The 17,825-nt window shown below is 33.0% G+C and carries 12 protein-coding genes; 7 read left to right on the top strand and 5 right to left on the bottom strand.

Annotation, left to right across the window (positions count from 1 at the left end; genetic code table 11):
• Window positions 1–2 precede the first annotated feature (2 nt).
• Window positions 3–1,139, bottom strand: a complete 1,137-nt coding sequence (locus IW18_RS08255) for a glycoside hydrolase family 26 protein (RefSeq protein WP_041517119.1) — start codon at window positions 1,137–1,139, stop codon at window positions 3–5.
• Between the two features lie 306 nt (window positions 1,140–1,445).
• On the opposite strand from IW18_RS08255, the gene IW18_RS08260 reads away from it, so the two are divergent.
• From IW18_RS08260 to IW18_RS08290, 7 genes are all read left to right on the top strand, one after another.
• Window positions 1,446–2,324 carry a helix-turn-helix domain-containing protein gene (locus tag IW18_RS08260; protein ID WP_041517120.1) on the top strand — a complete coding sequence of 293 codons (879 nt, stop codon included), beginning with the start codon at window positions 1,446–1,448 and terminating at the stop codon, window positions 2,322–2,324.
• A 315-nt stretch (window positions 2,325–2,639) separates the two neighbouring features.
• Window positions 2,640–5,831: a SusC/RagA family TonB-linked outer membrane protein gene (locus tag IW18_RS08265; protein WP_041517121.1), complete on the top strand. Its 3,192-nt coding sequence runs from the start codon at window positions 2,640–2,642 to the stop codon at window positions 5,829–5,831.
• Window positions 5,832–5,842: 11 nt separating this feature from the next.
• Complete coding sequence (locus IW18_RS08270; RefSeq protein ID WP_052480115.1) at window positions 5,843–7,441, top strand: RagB/SusD family nutrient uptake outer membrane protein; 1,599 nt, start codon at window positions 5,843–5,845, stop codon at window positions 7,439–7,441.
• Between the two features lie 17 nt (window positions 7,442–7,458).
• The gene (locus IW18_RS08275) at window positions 7,459–8,538 is read left to right on the top strand and encodes a hypothetical protein (protein WP_041517123.1); all 1,080 of its coding nucleotides are present in this window, start codon (window positions 7,459–7,461) and stop codon (window positions 8,536–8,538) included.
• Window positions 8,539–8,830: 292 nt separating this feature from the next.
• On the top strand, window positions 8,831–10,066 hold the full coding sequence (locus tag IW18_RS08280) for a glycoside hydrolase family 27 protein (RefSeq protein ID WP_041517124.1): 1,236 nt from the start codon (window positions 8,831–8,833) through the stop codon (window positions 10,064–10,066).
• 12 nt (window positions 10,067–10,078) lie between these two features.
• Entirely contained in the window at window positions 10,079–11,044 is a 966-nt protein-coding gene (locus IW18_RS08285; protein ID WP_041517125.1) for a glycoside hydrolase family 5 protein, read from the top strand.
• 595 nt (window positions 11,045–11,639) lie between these two features.
• Window positions 11,640–12,713, top strand: coding sequence for an outer membrane beta-barrel protein (locus tag IW18_RS08290; RefSeq protein ID WP_041517126.1), 1,074 nt, complete (start codon window positions 11,640–11,642; stop codon window positions 12,711–12,713).
• A 486-nt stretch (window positions 12,714–13,199) separates the two neighbouring features.
• Here the strand turns inward: IW18_RS08290 and IW18_RS08295 are convergent, their stop codons facing one another.
• From IW18_RS08295 to IW18_RS08310, 4 genes are all read right to left on the bottom strand, one after another.
• Complete coding sequence (locus IW18_RS08295; RefSeq protein WP_041517127.1) at window positions 13,200–14,105, bottom strand: N-acetylmuramoyl-L-alanine amidase; 906 nt, start codon at window positions 14,103–14,105, stop codon at window positions 13,200–13,202.
• Window positions 14,106–14,140: 35 nt separating this feature from the next.
• A complete protein-coding gene (locus IW18_RS08300; protein WP_041517128.1) occupies window positions 14,141–14,740 on the bottom strand; it encodes a hypothetical protein in 600 nt (199 codons plus the stop codon).
• Between the two features lie 42 nt (window positions 14,741–14,782).
• Window positions 14,783–16,096, bottom strand: a complete 1,314-nt coding sequence (rimO, locus tag IW18_RS08305) for a 30S ribosomal protein S12 methylthiotransferase RimO (protein WP_041517129.1) — start codon at window positions 16,094–16,096, stop codon at window positions 14,783–14,785.
• 221 nt (window positions 16,097–16,317) lie between these two features.
• A complete protein-coding gene (locus IW18_RS08310) occupies window positions 16,318–17,823 on the bottom strand; it encodes an OmpP1/FadL family transporter (protein ID WP_041517130.1) in 1,506 nt (501 codons plus the stop codon).
• Between the last annotated feature and the right edge of the window lie 2 nt (window positions 17,824–17,825).

The raw sequence follows: 17,825 nt of genomic DNA on the forward strand, positions 1-17,825 counted from the left end.
AATTATTTTAATGCTTTTTTGATATCTTTTTCGAATAAGGTTTTGTCGAGTTTATAAAAATCAACAAAATCTTTGGCACTTATTTGACCAGGATATGGCGCGTAATAATGCATTTTTTGCTCTTTCTCCTGCCAGCCGTGGTTTCTCCATAATAACACATATGAAATTTTATACTCTCCAATGGCTTTAGTTAAAGTTCCAGTCCACCATTTTGGATCTGGAATTGCTTCATAACCTGCTTCGGCTATAGCGATTAGTTTGTTTTGTTTTTTACCAATTTCGTTTATAATTTTAAGTTGGTTCTGAACTTCTTCGATAAACTTTTTACCTTCTTTATCATCATTATTCTGATATGAGTCGAAACTTAAAATATCTGCATAATCATCTCCGGGATATTTCTCTAAAAAGTCTTCTTTTGAGTTAAAACTCCCTGTATTGTAAATATAAATTAAATTATGGACTCCTTTTTTTTGTAAATAATCAAAAGTAAATTTCCATAAGGTTTTAAATTCTTCGGGAGTCCCGTTTCCTTTTCCCCACCAAAACCAGCCTCCGGTAAGTTCGTGATAAGGTCGAAAAAGTATGGGAATGTTTTTTCCTTTTTTATCTTTTAAGGACAAGAAGAACTCAGCGGCTTTGTCGAGCCAAATTGTAAATTTTTGATGATTTTCGGCTCCTGGTAATATCGATTTTAATGTATTTGGCGAATTGTCCCAAGCACTTTTTCCAGTTGCAGGATTGTCAAAATGCATGCTTATTGTCGAAATTCCGCCTCTTTCATTTGCTTCTTCTATATATTGTTTCATTTTGGTAAAAGGAATGCCATCGATATTATTTGCGTCATTTCTTTCTAAGCCCGCAATGTCCCAACCATAAACAGCAGGATAATCGCCAACAACATCTTTTACATCGCTTCGACCGTTCTCATATTTCCAGTTTACACCATATGCAAGATCATCCTGATGACCAAATAAATACCCTTTTTGGGCTAATAGGTTTAGTTTTTTATATAGAGAAACTGTTTCTGATGTTGCTTTTTTATCTGATAATGACAAATTAGTATCAGACACAATACTTTTAGAAAAGCATGAAGTTCCTGTTAATACTGCTATTGTTATGGCTAAAACGATTTTTTTCATTTGAAATATAGTTGTTTTTCAGTGTAGTAAGATTAAAAATAAGAATTAGCGATACTACTTTGAAATCTTTGCTTTTGTTGTTTGTAATTTGATATTATTTTTTGACTAAAATTATCAAAACTATAAAAAGATATTACATTAAAAATGATTAATGTTTATTATTAATGTCGTTTTTGTAAAAATGATAATTCTATTTTTCAAAGATAATCGGATGTTTATCGTGTATTTAATATTATTTTATCAATTATATATCATATTATTGCAAATAAAAAAAACAAATATTACTTCTTAAAATAGAATTAAAAGATGAGTAGTGCTAAAAATTTTTATAGAGAAATCGCTCCGCTATCAGCAGGCGATAGTTTTTTGGTTTTCGATAGAGTAAAAGATAGCTTTGATTTTCCGGTACATTATCATCCGGAGTTTGAGATCAATTTTATATTAAACGGGAAAGGGGTAAAGCGCGTTGTGGGCGATAATATAGAAGAAATTGATAATGTTGAATTGGTTTTAATTGGTCCAAATTTATACCACGGTTGGGAATTGAGTAAATGTACCAGTAAAAAAATACATGAAATTACGATTCAGTTTCATAATGATTTATTTCATGAATCTTTGTTGTCAAGACGAATTATGAATCCGATTCGAGATATGTTCAATCGTTCGATTCACGGAATTTTATTTTCTAAGAAAGTTGCCGAAGAGTTAACTCCTAGACTTGTAAAGCTTTCTAAATTAGATGGTATGGATTATTTTTTAGAAATAACTTCTTTGTTGTATGATTTGGCTAATTCTAGAAATCAGCGTTTGCTTTCGACTTATACAGTAGATTACGATACGTTTGATGATTATGATAAAATGAAGTTGGTTTACGAATATGTGCAGAAACATTTTGCGGAAAAAATTACTTTAGAAGATGTAGCAAATATTGCCAGTATGTCAATTATCTCGTTTAACCGATTTATTAAAAAACGTACCGGAAAAACGTTTGTCAATTATATTAATGATATTAGAATTGGTTACGCGGCTCGTTGGCTTGTTGAGAAAGATATGAGTGTTTCTGAAGTGGCTTTTAAATCAGGATTTAATAACATAGCCAACTTTAATCGTAGTTTTAAAGCTATTAAAAATTGTACGCCTAGCCAGTATAGAGAAGATTTTTCTGGATTAAAACGTATTTTGTAGTGATACTTTTTTTGCACAAACAAATATTATTTTTAACGAAATCGTTTGCTTTTTGACCAATTCGTTAATTTTTATTTATAGTTCTGGCTTGTTTAGGGGAGGTGATTTGAGAATAATGTAATTTTTTACTGTTTTTATTTTTAAATATGTTTTTTTAAAGCGGTATAGTAAAAATATTATCATTAAATGATATAATACTATCGATTTAATGTTTTCTTGTGTTATAGATTTGTTAAATAATTTGAGGAAATAAATACCACTCTTTTTTACGACTTGAATTGTGAACAACAAATTTAAACTAACCAAACATTTATTATGAAAAAACTAATGACTAACTTTATTCATTGGAACGCTAACCACAGAACAGTTCCTTTGATTTTATTTTTGTTACTGACAAGTAATTTTATTACTGCTCAGGTAAAAGTATCGGGAACGGTCTCTGATGAAAAAGGATTATCGATTCCGGGAGCAAATATTACGGTTGTTGGATTAAAAACAACGGTTTCTACAGATTTTGATGGTAAATATACAATTGACGTTCCTGCGAATTCTACTTTGGTATTTTCGTTTATTGGATTTGTTACACAAAAAATCACGGTTTCAGGAAAATCTACGCTAAACGTTGTATTAAAAACCAACGCAGAGGACTTAAAAGATGTTGTTGTAATTGGATACGGTACTCAAAAACGTAAAGATTTAAATAGTGCAATTTCTAGTATTGGGTCAAAAGATATCGAGAATTTAAAAGTAGTTTCGTTTGACCAAATGATGCAAGGTAAAGCGGCAGGGGTTGTGGTAAATAGTAATTCTGGTGAGCCTGGAAGTAATGTTTCTGTTAGGATTAGAGGTGTTTCGTCTTTAACTGGAACAAACGAGCCTTTATATGTAATTGATGGTGTGCCTATATCTGGAGATGCAAGAAATTCATCAACTTCTGGACGTAATGCTTCGGGTGATTCTAATTTTGCCAACAATGGTAATATTACCGTAAGTCCATTGGCATTGATTAATCCTAATGATATTGAATCTATTGATATTTTAAAAGATGCATCTGCAACCGCTATTTATGGATCTCGTGGTGCAAATGGAGTTGTTATTGTAACGACAAAATCTGGTAGAAAAGGTACTGGAAAATTAACTTTTGAGAATTCTTACTCTATTAGCAATCTTCCTAAAAAACTGCATTCTATGAATTTGCAGCAATATGCAACACATCAAAATGCTTTATCGAATGTTTTTGATCCGTCGTCTAAACGTCCTGAATTTGCTCATCCGGAGCTTTTAGGAAAAGGTACTGATTGGCAGGATGCCATTTATGAAACTGGAATCATGACTTCAAACCAGTTGTCTTTCTCAGGAGGTAAAGAAGGAATTAATTATTATATCTCTGGAGGTGTTTTAAATCAGGATGGTATTGTAATTGAATCTGGATTTAAAAGATATAATGTGAGAGCTAATGTAGATGCCAGAGTAAATAAGTTTATAAAAGTTGGTATTAATGTTAGTGGTGCAATCACAGATGAAAAACTGACGCTAAATGGGCAGTTTAATGGTGTAGTTGCTACTTCATTATTGGCTACTCCAGATGTTGCTGTTAGAGAATTATCTGGAGCTTTTGCCGGGCCTACAAGTGGTCTTTCGTTTGTAAATCCTGTAGCAACTTCTTTGTTAGGTTCTAATACTTTAGTTAGAAAAAATTATTCGGGAAGTTTCTATACTCAAATCGATTTGTTTAAAGGATTAGAATATCGTTTTGAGGCGGGTGGTTATATTTATGATAATCTAGGACAACGTTTTGACCCAATGTATTCTCTAGGGAATGCCGTAAAAAGTTTTGCTACTTTAAATTACAATCCATCTTCTGGAAATTCTTGGAACTTAAAAAACATGCTTACGTATAGAAATACTATCGGAAAGCACAACTTTACGGTTCTGGCGGTTCAAGAGTCAAACAGAGCACATTGGGAAGGTTATTCTATGGTTGGTAATGGCTATAAAGACAATAATGACCATACACTTGCTGGATCAGATTTAACAAAGGCAGAGTTAAAAAGTACTTATTCAGGAACGCAAACTTTATCTTCATACTTAGGAAGGGTTGTGTATGATTATGGTGATAAATACGGTCTTTCGGCTGCAATTAGAGCAGATGGATCTTCTAAATTTTTCGTAGGCAACAAATGGGGAGTTTTTAGCTCTGTTGGAGCTTCTTGGAAAATTTCGAACGAATCTTTTATGGAAAGTACAAAGAAGTATGTTGACAATATCAAGATAAGATTTGGTTGGGGACAAACAGGAAATAATCAAATTGGAAATAATTTATACGATTCTAATCTTCACGTAGTGGTTAGTTCAATGGGGACATCTTATCTTCCTTCAAATACGCCAAATAAAGATTTGAAATGGGAAACTCAAGATCAAACCAATTTAGGGTTGGATTTTACAATGTTTAAATCGAAGCTTACAGCATCTGTAGATTTATATAAAAAAGTTTCTAAAAACTTCTTGTATCAAGTTCCGTTGCCAAACTTTCTTTCTGGTGGTGGCGATTACGAAGGTGGTGTGAATCCTCCTTATTTTAATCTTGGAAGCATGGAAAATAAAGGTATCGAGATTACACTGGGCTATCACGCTAAATTCTCAGAAAACTTCTCTTGGGATTCCAGTTTAAACTTCACCAAATATGAAAACAGAGTTACAGATATGGCCGGTTTAAATATTGTTAAAACAACTGGTACACTTGCTTATAATGTAGTTAGCGTTTCAAGAACTCAGGAAGGTTTGCCAATAGGTTCGTTTTTAGGATATGAAGCTTTGGGAATTTATAGAACAGATGATGATCTTTTAAAATACGGATATACTGATGCTGCTGGTAATAAAGTGGTGTTGAAAAACGGAACAAACTCTTTGTTACCAAACTTTGTAAAAGGAGATGTTATTTATAAAGATTTGAATAATGATGGTAAAATCGATCAAAATGATTTAAAAGCAATTGGTAATCCAAATCCAAAATTCACATACGGTTTTACCAATAACTTTAAATATAAAAATGTTGATTTGTCCATTTTTGTTCAGGGAACGGCTGGAAATAAATTATTGAATTTAACGCGCTCATCTGGTACAATGAATAGTGGTTTGGGAGCTAATTATTTAACAGAAGCTGCTGATTTTTATTCGGCTAGTAATATTAATGGTTCTTTACCTACACCATCGAGCTACGATCATATTAACAATGCAGTTTCTAGTCGTATGGTTGAGGATGGCTCTTATTTAAGAATCCAGAATGTAACTTTAGGATATTCTTTACCGGCAGATATGATTTCTAAGATTAAATTGAGCAGATTAAGGCTTTATGCTTCAGGACAAAATTTATTCACTTTTACTAAATATACAGGTTATGACCCTGAGGTAGGTGCTTACAATCAAGATGCTCTGATGTCAGGGATTGACAATGGACGCTATCCTGTGCCAAGATTGATTTCTTTTGGTTTTAACGTTGAATTTTAATTAAAAAAGATATGAAAAATATATTTCAAAAAAGTAGTGTTGGTTTCATGGCGCTATTAATGTTATTCTCGTCGTCATGTTCTCAGGATTTTATCGATGTTCCTGCTGAAGGTACTCCTACGATTGGAGATTATTACGACTCTGATCAAAAAGTAGATAATGCAACTAACGGGCTTTATGGTTTAGTTTGGTTCAACATGAATAAGGAAGGTTTTTATGGAATTACCGATGTGATTTCGGGTAATATGTATGCCGATATTTATAACGACTTTGGTAAGTTTACTGACTTAAGTTTTACAAATACATCAAGATACATATCTGATTCTTGGAGATCTTGTTTTGGTGCAATTGCAAATTCTAACGCCTATATTAGTAATTTACCACAAAGTGTGGGGCCAAATGTTAGTAAAGCATCTTTAAATAATGCTTTGGGAGAATGTCATTTTATAAGAGCATTTTCTTATTTCTTCTTAGTAAGATTATGGGGTAATGTGCCTATTATCGAAAACAATGCAGACTATTCTAAAAACTTTGTAATTCCAAGTAATCCAACAGAAGATGTATACAAATTCATCGAGAATGATTTAAAATTTGCAATAGCAAATTTAAAAACCAAAAACAGAGGGTCGGATTATACTTCAAACGCTCACGTATCGAGTGGTTCTGCAAAAGCATTGCTTGCAAAAGTGTATTTATATCAAAAGAAATATGACTTAGCAAGACAAATGGCACAAGAAGTAATTAATAGTGGAGAGTTTAAATTGTTAGGTGGAGAAGAATTGCCAACCAGATCTTTTGCTGATTTGTTTTTACAAAAAAACAATAATAACGAAGAGTCAATTTTTGCTTGGCAATGGACAGGAACTGGTGGTTATTTTGATGGTAATTTTACCAATACATTATTTGCTCCAGAGAACAGATTGGTAGAAACAACTTATTCTGGTCAAATTGCTCCATCTCAAGATTTAATTAATAATGTTTTTGAAAACGGAGATAAAAGAAGAATTGAAACTTTTATGCTTCCGGGAGATTTTTATCCTAATTTAACGTATGCTGCTACATTAGATATTGGAGCTCCGAAAATTTTAGGATACACTTTTGATATTAAATACGAAGCACAAAAATCTGGCGCAGGATTGAAGAAATATGTAATTGGAAAAGAAAATCTTCCAATAACCGGAGCATTCAATCCCGTAAATAATGGAGAAAGCAGTATGAATAGTTATATGATGCGTTATGCAGAGTTATTATTAATTCATGCCGAAGCAATTTTAGGTTCGCAAACAGGTACTACATCAGATGCTAACGCACTTAAGTCATTCAATGCCGTTCGTAAAAGAGCTGGATTAGCAGCAAAAGCAGTTATATCTTTTGATGATATTTTTAGAGAAAGACGTGCTGAGCTAGCTTGCGAAGGAGATTATTATTTTGATCTTGGACGTTTGCCTTTTGCTAAAGCCAAAGCAATTCTGGAAGCGCAAAATAGAGGAAATAGAGAAGCTGAAAAACATATCACTATTACGGCATCAAGTCTTTTGCTTCCTTATCCTGCCGATGATTTGACAAAAAATCCAAAATTGACAGAGGTGGCACCGTATACTTTTAAATAATTTTTAAAAATAAAAATATGAAAAATATAAAAAAGATAAAAATTGTTTCGTTAGCAGCGTGCATGGCATTGATGTTATCCGTAATTCTTTTTAGTTCATGCTCAAACGATGACAGTGCTTCTTCTTCTTCTTCTTCTTCTGCGGGAGGAGCGCCAGTAATAGAATCTGTAATGCCGTCAGGTTATTTTGCCGATGGTACACTTAAACCTTTAGTACCGGTAACATTAGTAGATCCAAAAAACTATTATGTTATTCATGGAAAAGGATTTTTGACTACAAAAAAAATATACTTTAATGATTTTGATACCTATTTTAGAACAACTTTTGTAACAGATACTGATATCGTAGTATTAGTTGATGAAGCGACACCTTTTGCAAATGCTTCAAATCAGTTAAAAGTTGTAACCGATTTTGGAACGGCTGTTTTTAATTTAACAGTTGCACCACCTGTACCAACATTCTCAGGATATAATTTGATCAATAGTGTGGCGGGAGATTTGGTTACTATAAAAGGTAAGTATTTTTTAAATCCTGTAGTTAACCTTACAAAAACAGATACACAACCTGCTGTGCCAGTTACAGTAGTATCGTCGACTTTAGAGCAAGTAGTGGTAAAAATACCAGCAAATGCAGATCATAGATATCTTAGTGTATCTAATATATCAGGAACAGCAGTTTCTAAAGAGGCGATTGGAACGGCTTTGTATGATGATCAATTGTACGGAGTGCAGTGGGGAGGTCCTTGGTCAGGAAAAGGTGTGAATTTTGACTTTGGTGGAGATTCTTATCAAGGTGAAAAATCATGGAAATGGGATTTTGCGCAATGGGATGGAGGAAACTGGGGTTTTAATGTCGACATGACGCCTTATAAAGCATTAAGAATGGCGATAAAAGGCTCTAAGAATGGACAAGTTAATTTTAGTGTAAATGGAGGACCAAATTATGTGCTTCCAGTAACAACTACATGGGTTTATTTAGAAATTCCACTTAGTAAATTAGGAAGTCCCGCAAGTGTAACAATGTTAACATTTCAAGAATCAAACAGCGACGGAGGTAATATCGTTTTGTTTGATGACATAGGATTTGTTCTGAAATAAAATAAATTGGTTTTTATATTTGAGTTTTGTTTAAAGTATTCCCTAATCTACTCAATTAGGGAATATTTTTTTTGAATATAATTACTTGTCGGTAAAATTATTTTAACACATAGAAACATAGATATTACACTCTCAAAAAGACGTTTCACTTATTTTAAATACACATAGTTTAGTTATGTGTGAGAAATGAATTCCTCTTTTGTATTCTTTATTTCCAAAAAAAACTATGTTTCTATGTGTTGAATATTTTTTTATGAATTGCATTAAACGAGTTATAATAAATTTTTAAACAATGAAAAAAATCATCTTAGCATTTGCTTTAATTGCCACGGCTTTAGGTTTTGGTCAGGGAAATACACATAAACAAACCGCAGGAAAATTTGAAGGACTTGCAATGACACCTCCAATGGGTTGGAATTCCTGGAATACTTTTGAAACTAATATCGACGAAAAATTAGTAAAAGAAACGGCCGATATTATGGTTTCATCTGGCATGGCAGCAGCAGGATATAATTATATTGTGCTAGATGATGGCTGGATGGCAAGAGAACGTGATGCAAACGGAGATTTGGTTCCTGATCCCGTTAAATTTCCAAACGGAATGAAAGCTGTAATTGATTATGTACATAGCAAAGGTTTAAAATTTGGTTTGTACAATTGTGCAGGTACTCAAACTTGTGCAGGTTATCCGGGAACGCGTGGTTATGAATATCAGGATGCGCGTTTTTATGCTAAACTCGGTATAGATTTTTTAAAATACGATTGGTGTAATACGCAAGGGATTACGGCAAAAGAAGCTTACACAACAATGAGCAATGCGCTTAAAACTGCCGGAAGACCTATTGTTTTTAGCCTTTGCGAGTGGGGAGATAATCAGCCGTGGGAATGGGGGAAACCAGTTGGTAATCTTTGGCGAATTTCGGGAGATATTTACCCGTGTTTTGATTGTGAATTTAAACATGAAGAAGGAAACTGGTCATCTTGGGGATTCATGAAAATTATTGAAATGCGTAAAGATATTCGTAAATACTCGGGTCCAGATCATTGGAATGATTTTGATATGATGGAAGTTGGTGATGGAATGACAGATATTGAGGATAAAACTCATTTTACGATGTGGTCAATGATGGCGTCGCCTCTTATTGCGGGAAATGATTTTAGGAAAATGTCCAAAGAAACATTAGCAATTTTAACCAACAAAGAACTGATTGCTGTTAATCAGGATAAATTAGGAATTCAAGGTTTTAAATATTCTGCCGAAGATGGATTAGAAGTTTGGGTCAAACCTTTATCAGATGGAAATTGGGCAGTCACTTTCTTAAATAGGAGTGAAGTGGTTAAAAAAGTCAACTTCGATTGGAAAAAGCATACGATTAAAGATGCTGATTTTGGTTATGAAGTTAACTTTGACAAAACGATTTATAAATTAAAAGATCTTTGGAGAAACAAAAAAAATGGAAACACAAAAAAGAATTTTGTTGCCGATCTTGCTCCTCATGATGTAATTACACTTCGGTTAATTCCTTAATTCTAATTGATTATGAAAATAAAAACAAATATTATAAGTGCGATTTTCTTATTGTTTTTTTATGTGTCTAACGCACAATTTGTAAAAGAGCATGGACAATTAGGGGTTCTTGGAACTCAGTTAGTCGATAAAAATAATAATCCCGTTGTTTTGCGCGGAATGAGTTTTGGGTGGCATAGTATGTGGCCAAGATTTTATAATGAAAAAGCAGTGAGTTGGCTAAAAAAGGATTTTAAATGTAATGTTGTACGAGCTGCAATGGGTATTGAGTTAGGTGAGAAGTCCTATATGAAAGACCCACAATTCTCCAAAGATAAAATTGATGCAGTTGTAAAAGGAGCGATAAAATCTGATATTTATGTAATAATTGATTGGCACAGTCATAATATCAATTTAAAAGAAGCAAAAGAGTTTTTTGCTGAGGTATCAAAAAAATACTCAAAGTATCCTAATATAATATATGAGATATTCAATGAGCCTGATTATGAATCGTGGTCAGAGGTTAAAGTTTATGCCGAAGAAGTAATCTCCGTAATAAGAGCGAATGATCCCAAGAATATTATTTTGGTTGGTTCTCCGCATTGGGATCAGGACGTCGATCTTGCGGCCGCAGACCCAGTTAGAGGATTTGATAATATAATGTACACCATGCATTTTTATGCCGCAACTCACGGCAAGGATTTAAGAGATAAAACAGATGATGCAATAAAAAGTGGTTTGCCTATTTTTATTTCAGAATCGGCAGGAATGGAAGCATCCGGCGATGGACCATTAAATATAAAAGCATGGCAAGAATATATAGACTGGATGGAATCTCGAAAATTGAGTTGGATAACATGGTCAGTTTCAGATAAAGATGAAACATGTTCTATTCTGAAAAAATCTGCAAATTCAGAAGGGAAATGGAAAGACGAAGATCTTAAGGAGTCAGGAATTAAAGTTCGTGAGTTTTTAATAAAATACAATGCGGAAGATTAGAGTTAGTTGCGGTATTTAGCTTTAAGCCTGTTCAGTTTTGAGCAGGCTTTTTTTTTGTTTAAAATTTTAAAAATATCAACTCGTTTTTTGAATCTGATTTTGGTTTTTTCGATTCGTTTTTGTAAGAATTTAGAGTTTCTTGTTTTGTTGGCGAAGATTTACAGGTATGCTTTGTTTTTTGTAATCTATTTTTGTTGTTTTGTTTCGCTACCCCTATTTTTTATAGGGTGTGAAATAGAAATAGTGTTGTTTTTGTAGTTTTAGCATTTGTTTTTGTGGGTATTATTTTATTTTTATTCGCAAAAGTGGTTTTTTTATTCAAAAATCCGTTATTGAATTTTCAAAAATAAATAAGTATAAATGTCAAATCACGATTATAGGCAAGTTAATTTTTGTAATCCATAATTCTCGCTTCAAAACATCAAAAAAACAGATTTCGATTCTTGTACTGATACAAAAGTTAATAAATTCGCTAATGAAAATGAAGATGTTTAAGGGCGAGAATAGGAGGTTTTAAAAGTGGATTATAGTATTACATACTTATATAAAAGATTAACTAACCAAAATCAATTAATAACCAAAAACCAATTAAAACATGAAAAAAGTATTACACATTTTTGCCGCGATGTTAACGAGTTCTTTTGCCTTTGCTCAAGATGATACCGAAACTGCAACTTCGCCAGCAACCACTTGGGGAGGATCAGCAGATGCGTATTATAAATATGATTTTTCAAAACAAATGAATGGATTAACGAGCTTTACCAACTCTCAAGATTCATTCGAATTAGGAATGGCCTCAATTCAGGCAGGTCATACTTTCGGAAAAGCCTCAGTATTCGTAGACTTAGGTTTCGGAAAAAGAGCAGGAGAGTTTTCATATAATGAAACAACAGATAAAGATATAAATGCAAAATTTTTAATTAAACAGTTGTTCTTTACTTATCAGCTTACAGAGAAATTTAAAGTAGTTGCGGGTAGCTTTGGTACACATATAGGATACGAAGTAGTAGACGCAATAGGAAATAAAAACTATAGTATGTCGTATGCGTTTTCTTATGGTCCATTCTTTAATACTGGAGTAAAAGCGCAATATACATCAGGTAAATTTACTGCGATGTTTGGTATTACAAACCCAACCGATTTTAAATCGGCTATGGATGCAGGTTCATCACAAAAAACATATATCGGACAATTAGGATATATAGGTGAAACCGGAAGTGTGTATTTAAACTTTACATCAGGAAGTAGTAATCCGTCTTCATTAGATAACAAAACACAATTTGATTTTGTTGCTTCAAAAACAATAAGTGACAGTTTTGGACTTGGATTTAATGCAACTTATGCTAAAACAAAAAACGACATTTCAAGTGTCGATGATGGCGAATGGTTTTCATTAGTTGGATATGCTAATTATTCATTTAAACCATCTTTGTTAATAGCATACAGAATGGAATATTTTGATGCTAAAGATGCAGCTCCAAGTTTTGGTACGCTAACAGGATCTAGTGTTTTTGCAAACACAGTTTCATTAAATTACAAAGTTGGGAAACTTACAATAATTCCTGAGTTAAGATACGATGCTGCTTCAGAAGATATCTTTTTGAATAAAGATGCAGCGCCAACAGGAGGATCTTTCTTCGGATTAATTGCTACAACATACTCTTTCTAGAGATAAAGATTGATATTTTTTTTTTTTTTTTGGAACTGTCGAAACATACTAATGTTTCGGCAGTTTTTTATTTAAATGCTATTTTGATTTGCTTCACTGTAGTTTTTTTCTGCCACAGATTTAAAGGATTAGAAAGATTTAGAAATATGGAATTAATTGTTTCTCTCAAAGGTATATAATTACAAATATATGACTTTGTGTTTCTGAGATTTTTTTGCCGCAGATTCTAAGGATTAAAAAGATTTAGAAATAAAGGAATAATTGTTTCTCGCAAAGTCACCAAGTTGAAGATATTACTTGGCGACTTTGCGAGATTTTTATGAAGTATGAATGAATCAACTTTTTTAGGTTAGCTCACGTAATCTAATATAGACCAAAACAAGAGCAAATCTTTTTAATCCTTCAAATCTGTGGCTAAACGTTTAAACAAAAAAAGGGCATTTCTGAATCAATCAGAAATGCCCTTTCATGTATTTATTAAAGATTTTACTGTACTTGCTTTTTGTAAATAGAGTAAATAGTATCTATTGTTTTTCGATCTAAAACCGATGTTACATCAGTTTGAATATAGTGTAATTTGAAAGCTTGAATTGCTGCCGAAAGATTCTTGGTGTTATAACCAATGATTCTCAAAGCAGGTTCGATTTTAAAGTCAAAAGGTGCTTCTTCTAAAACTTCATCAGGCCAAATTCCAAAACCTTTTTCAGCCAACGTTTTCCATGGGAATAAAGCGCTTGGATCTTGTTTTCTGCCTGGAGCAATATCAGCATGTCCTAATATGTTTTGGGTTGGAATGTTGTAGTCTTTCTTTAGTTTTGTTAAAAGAGCGACCAAACTGCTAATTTGAGCTTCTGTAAAAGGTTTAAAACCATTATTGTCAAGTTCTATCCCAATAGATGACGAATTAATATCTGTGTTTTTTCCCCATGTCGAAGCACCTGCGTGCCACGCTCTTAAATAGTCGTTTAGCATTTGCACCACTTTTCCGTTTTCTGAGATAACATAATGTGCGCTTACCTGAGTTTTGGTCTTAGTAAACGTTTTTATCGTTTGCTGAATAGAATCTTGTGCCGTATGATGAATGATAATGAAACTTGGTTTTCTTAAATTAAAGTTTACAGTTCCTATCCATTCTGTATTAATACCATTTAACAAATAAGTAGATCCGGTTTTAGATAAAGTATCTTTTACAATCCCAAGTTGTTGTGCATAAGAAGTGTCAATAATCACAGGACTAACCGGTGGAATCGTTTGAGGTTCTTTGCTTGTAATTTGGTTTTCTAAAGTTTTGAGCTGTTGATCGTAAACTTTTTCAGTTGTTTTATACGGATTTGTTGAGCAAGAAGTAATTATAATTGCTAAAATTAGATAACAAAAATGTTTTTTTGCCATGGTTACTTACATTTTTTAGAATGTGGTTGAAACAATTATTCTTGAATTTTTGCTGCTTGAGGATCTTCTTTAACTTCTTTTGAATCTTGATCTTTTGAGTCTTTAGAGTCTTTTTTCTTTTTTGATTTAGAAGGTTTTTTTACGTCCTTAAAAGTTTCCATAAACGTTGTGTATTTAGGGATTTGATCAGGATTTAAAAAAGCAGTTATTTTTTTAGTAGTACTTTCTCTTAAAGCTTTAATTTGCTCCATTTTTTGATCTTGACTACTGCTTTCATTTTTTAACAAAATCCCTTGTTCTTTCATGCTATCAGTAAAAACATTTGTAATAGCAATTGCTTGAAGTTCATCAAGATTTACAACAGGTTTCATTTGTTCAACAATTCTGGCAGCTATTTCTTCAGGAGGAGTTTCTTTAGGTTTGCTGGTGTTACCTTGTGGGCCTCCCATCATGCTTCTGTCCATTCCCATTCCGTTACCCATTCCGCTACCTCTTCCACCATATCCGCCACCGCCGTAGCCGTTTCCGTAACCACCGCCGTAACCATTATTATAACCATTTCCGTATTGTGCTGAAACAGAGTTAAAGCAACATACAGTAAAAACCAAAAGAAATAAAGATTGTATAGGTTTCATAAAAATGTATTTATCTAAAATTGACAATTGTTTAGCGTAAATTTAAGCAGGTTCTCCGTATAAATCAAATTCTGTTGCCTCTATTATTTTTATATTAACAAATTCACCTGTTTTTACATAATGCTTAGAGGCGTCAATTAAAACTTCGTTATCAACATCTGGGCTATCAAATTCGGTTCTGCCTACAAAATGAGCACCTTCTTTTCGGTCGATAATACATCTAAAAACCTGACCAACTTTTTCCTGATTTAAATCCCATGAAATTTGAGATTGTAATTCCATTATTTCGTTTGCTCTGGCTTGTTTTACATCATCTGGTACATCGTCTTCTAGTAAATAAGCATGAGTATTTTCTTCATGAGAATAAGCGAAACATCCCATTCTGTCAAATTTCATTTCTTGAACAAAATCTTTCAAAATTTCAAAATCTTCCTGTGTTTCACCCGGATATCCAACAATCAAAGTAGTTCTAATTGCCATTCCGGGAACTGCAGCGCGGAAATCTTTTAGTAATTGAGTTGTTTTAGCTTGGGTAGTACCACGACGCATCGATTTTAAAATGGAATCTGAAATGTGTTGTAACGGAATATCGATATAATTACAAATCTTAGGTTCGCGTTTCATTAATTCCAAAACATCCATCGGGAAACCAGTAGGGTAGGCATAATGCAAACGAATCCATTCAATACCTTCTACTTTTGCTAATTCTTCTAAAAGTTCAGCAAGATTTCTCTTTTTGTAGATGTCAAGACCATAATAAGTTAAATCCTGAGCAATTAATATTAATTCTTTAACGCCATTTTTAGCTAAACCTTGTGCTTCCTTAACTAATTTTTCAATTGGTTGCGAAACGTGAGAACCTCTCATTAATGGAATTGCACAAAAACTACAAGGTCTATCACAACCTTCAGCAATTTTTAGGTAAGCATAGTTTTTAGGAGTTGTCGTTAAACGTTCTCCTAATAATTCATGTTTATAATCGGCTCCTAAAGCTTTTAATAATTGAGGTAGTTCAGTTGTACCAAAATATTGATCAACATTAGGGATTTCTTTTTCTAAGTCTGGTCTGTATCTTTCAGATAAGCATCCGGTAACGAAAACCTTATCAACTAAGCCTTTGTCTTTTTTGTCAGCATATTCCAAAATCATGTTTACAGACTCTGCTTTGGCATTGTCGATAAAACCACAAGTGTTAATTACGATAATGTTTCCTTCTCTTTCTGCTGGTGCTTCGTGTTCAACTTCTTTTCCGTTTGCACGAAGTTGTCCCATTAACACTTCACTATCATATACATTTTTCGAACACCCAAGAGTGATTACGTTAATTTTGTTCTTTTTTAAAGACTTGGTTCTCATACTTTTATAAATTGGAGTGCAAAATTACACTTTTTTATTCAAACACCGCCTGTTTCCTTTTCATTTAGATGTTTTTTGTGAAGCTTCTTGTTGATTTTTGTGGTGTTTTTTTGTTTTTCTATCAAAACTATTGTGAAAGAAGATTGTTTTTATTGGGAGTAAAAAAAAAACCGTTGAGTACGAACCCAACGGAAATTTAAATTCAATCTATTTATTCTTAATTACAATTCAAATAATAAAGTCATCGTAACGTTGTTTAGCTTCGATGTAATGTTTGATCCATCGGTAAAACCAGTGGCAAAAAATCCTGGATTAGATTTTCTTTCTAAGTAAGAATATGCTAAATCTATTTTAGTTCCTCCAAAATTATATCCTAAACCTCCAGAATAGCTGTTTAAATCTCCAATTGTAGTTCCGTTTTTATAAGGACTTCCTTCAAAACGGTATCCTCCACGTAAACTCAATTGTTTTATTTTATACTCAGCACCAACTCTTAATTCTCCAGTGTTGGTTAATTGATTGCTAATATCACTGTTTACGCCTCTAAAGCCTGCATCATTTGTTGGCTTGTATTTAGTGTTTCCGTAATCTTTAATAGCGTAATCTACACTAATCAAACCTGATTTTCCAAATACATAAGCAGCACTAAATGTTGTTTTTCCAGGAGTTTGTAAGGTATAAGAATCGTATACATTTATAATGTTTGGGTTAACAGTGGCATTAATATCTTGCCCTCCCATAGCTTTTCTTGTTGAGTAAAGACTTTGTGAGGTTTCATCATAAAGATCGTACCAAGTATTAGATTCATAAGCTAAACCAAGTCTAAAAGAATCTGTAACTTTTGCAATGGCACCAAGTTGAAAAGAGAATCCGTTACCGTAAGTATATAGATTGTTGTTAAAGCGTATGCTAGAAATAGTTTCTCTTGCTTCAAGCGGATTGTCGTTGTCTTCGTAGAAACTGCTAGATCTTCTGTAATCTGTGATGTGTACGTTTAAGTTAGCTCCAAAATAGATTCTGTCTTTGTAAGATGTCGCAATATTAAAGCTTAGTTTGCTATTGTATCCACTAGTGTAAACTTCGTTTTCTTGATAGTAGTTGCCACCAGCAGGAACATTGCTAATATATTGAGTATTGTCAGGGTTGTTTTGATTAACAGGGTCAATAACATGTCCCCAATATCCCATGTATGCTTGTTGCTCGTCGTAAAATAAATCTCGATAAGCGATACCGTCTATTACATTTAAGGGGATTCCGTTTGCAAATGTTAAAAAGTACTTGTCAATAGAGTTTGTTGGATTTGTTCCTACTGATACAACACTATTGTTGAAGTTGTTTGTGTTTTCGTAAGATGCTCCAATGGCAATTTTTTTCCAATTGTTATTTGGATTATGATCTTTAAAAACAAAAACAGCTCCAGCTTGATTTAATAAAAAGGAGTTGTCTTTGTCGTTCATTTGAGTGCCAAAATAATTAGAATTATTTTTAATACTTTGATTGCTAAAAGTTACTCCGGCTTGGTTGTTAGAAAAAATTGCAGATCCAGCAGGATTGACAGTTATTGAAGATAAATCTCCACCAACAGCTCCAAAAGCACCACTCATAGCTCTAAATCTTGCCGTTCCTGTTAAATTGTCTTGTGCGTAACGAACAGCGTCGGATACTTCTTGTGAATGTGAGACGCTAACAGTTAGTCCTGTAATAAGTAGGAAGAATATTTTTTTCATTT

This window comes from Flavobacterium hibernum (assembly GCF_000832125.1).
GTDB lineage: Bacteria > Bacteroidota > Bacteroidia > Flavobacteriales > Flavobacteriaceae > Flavobacterium > Flavobacterium hibernum.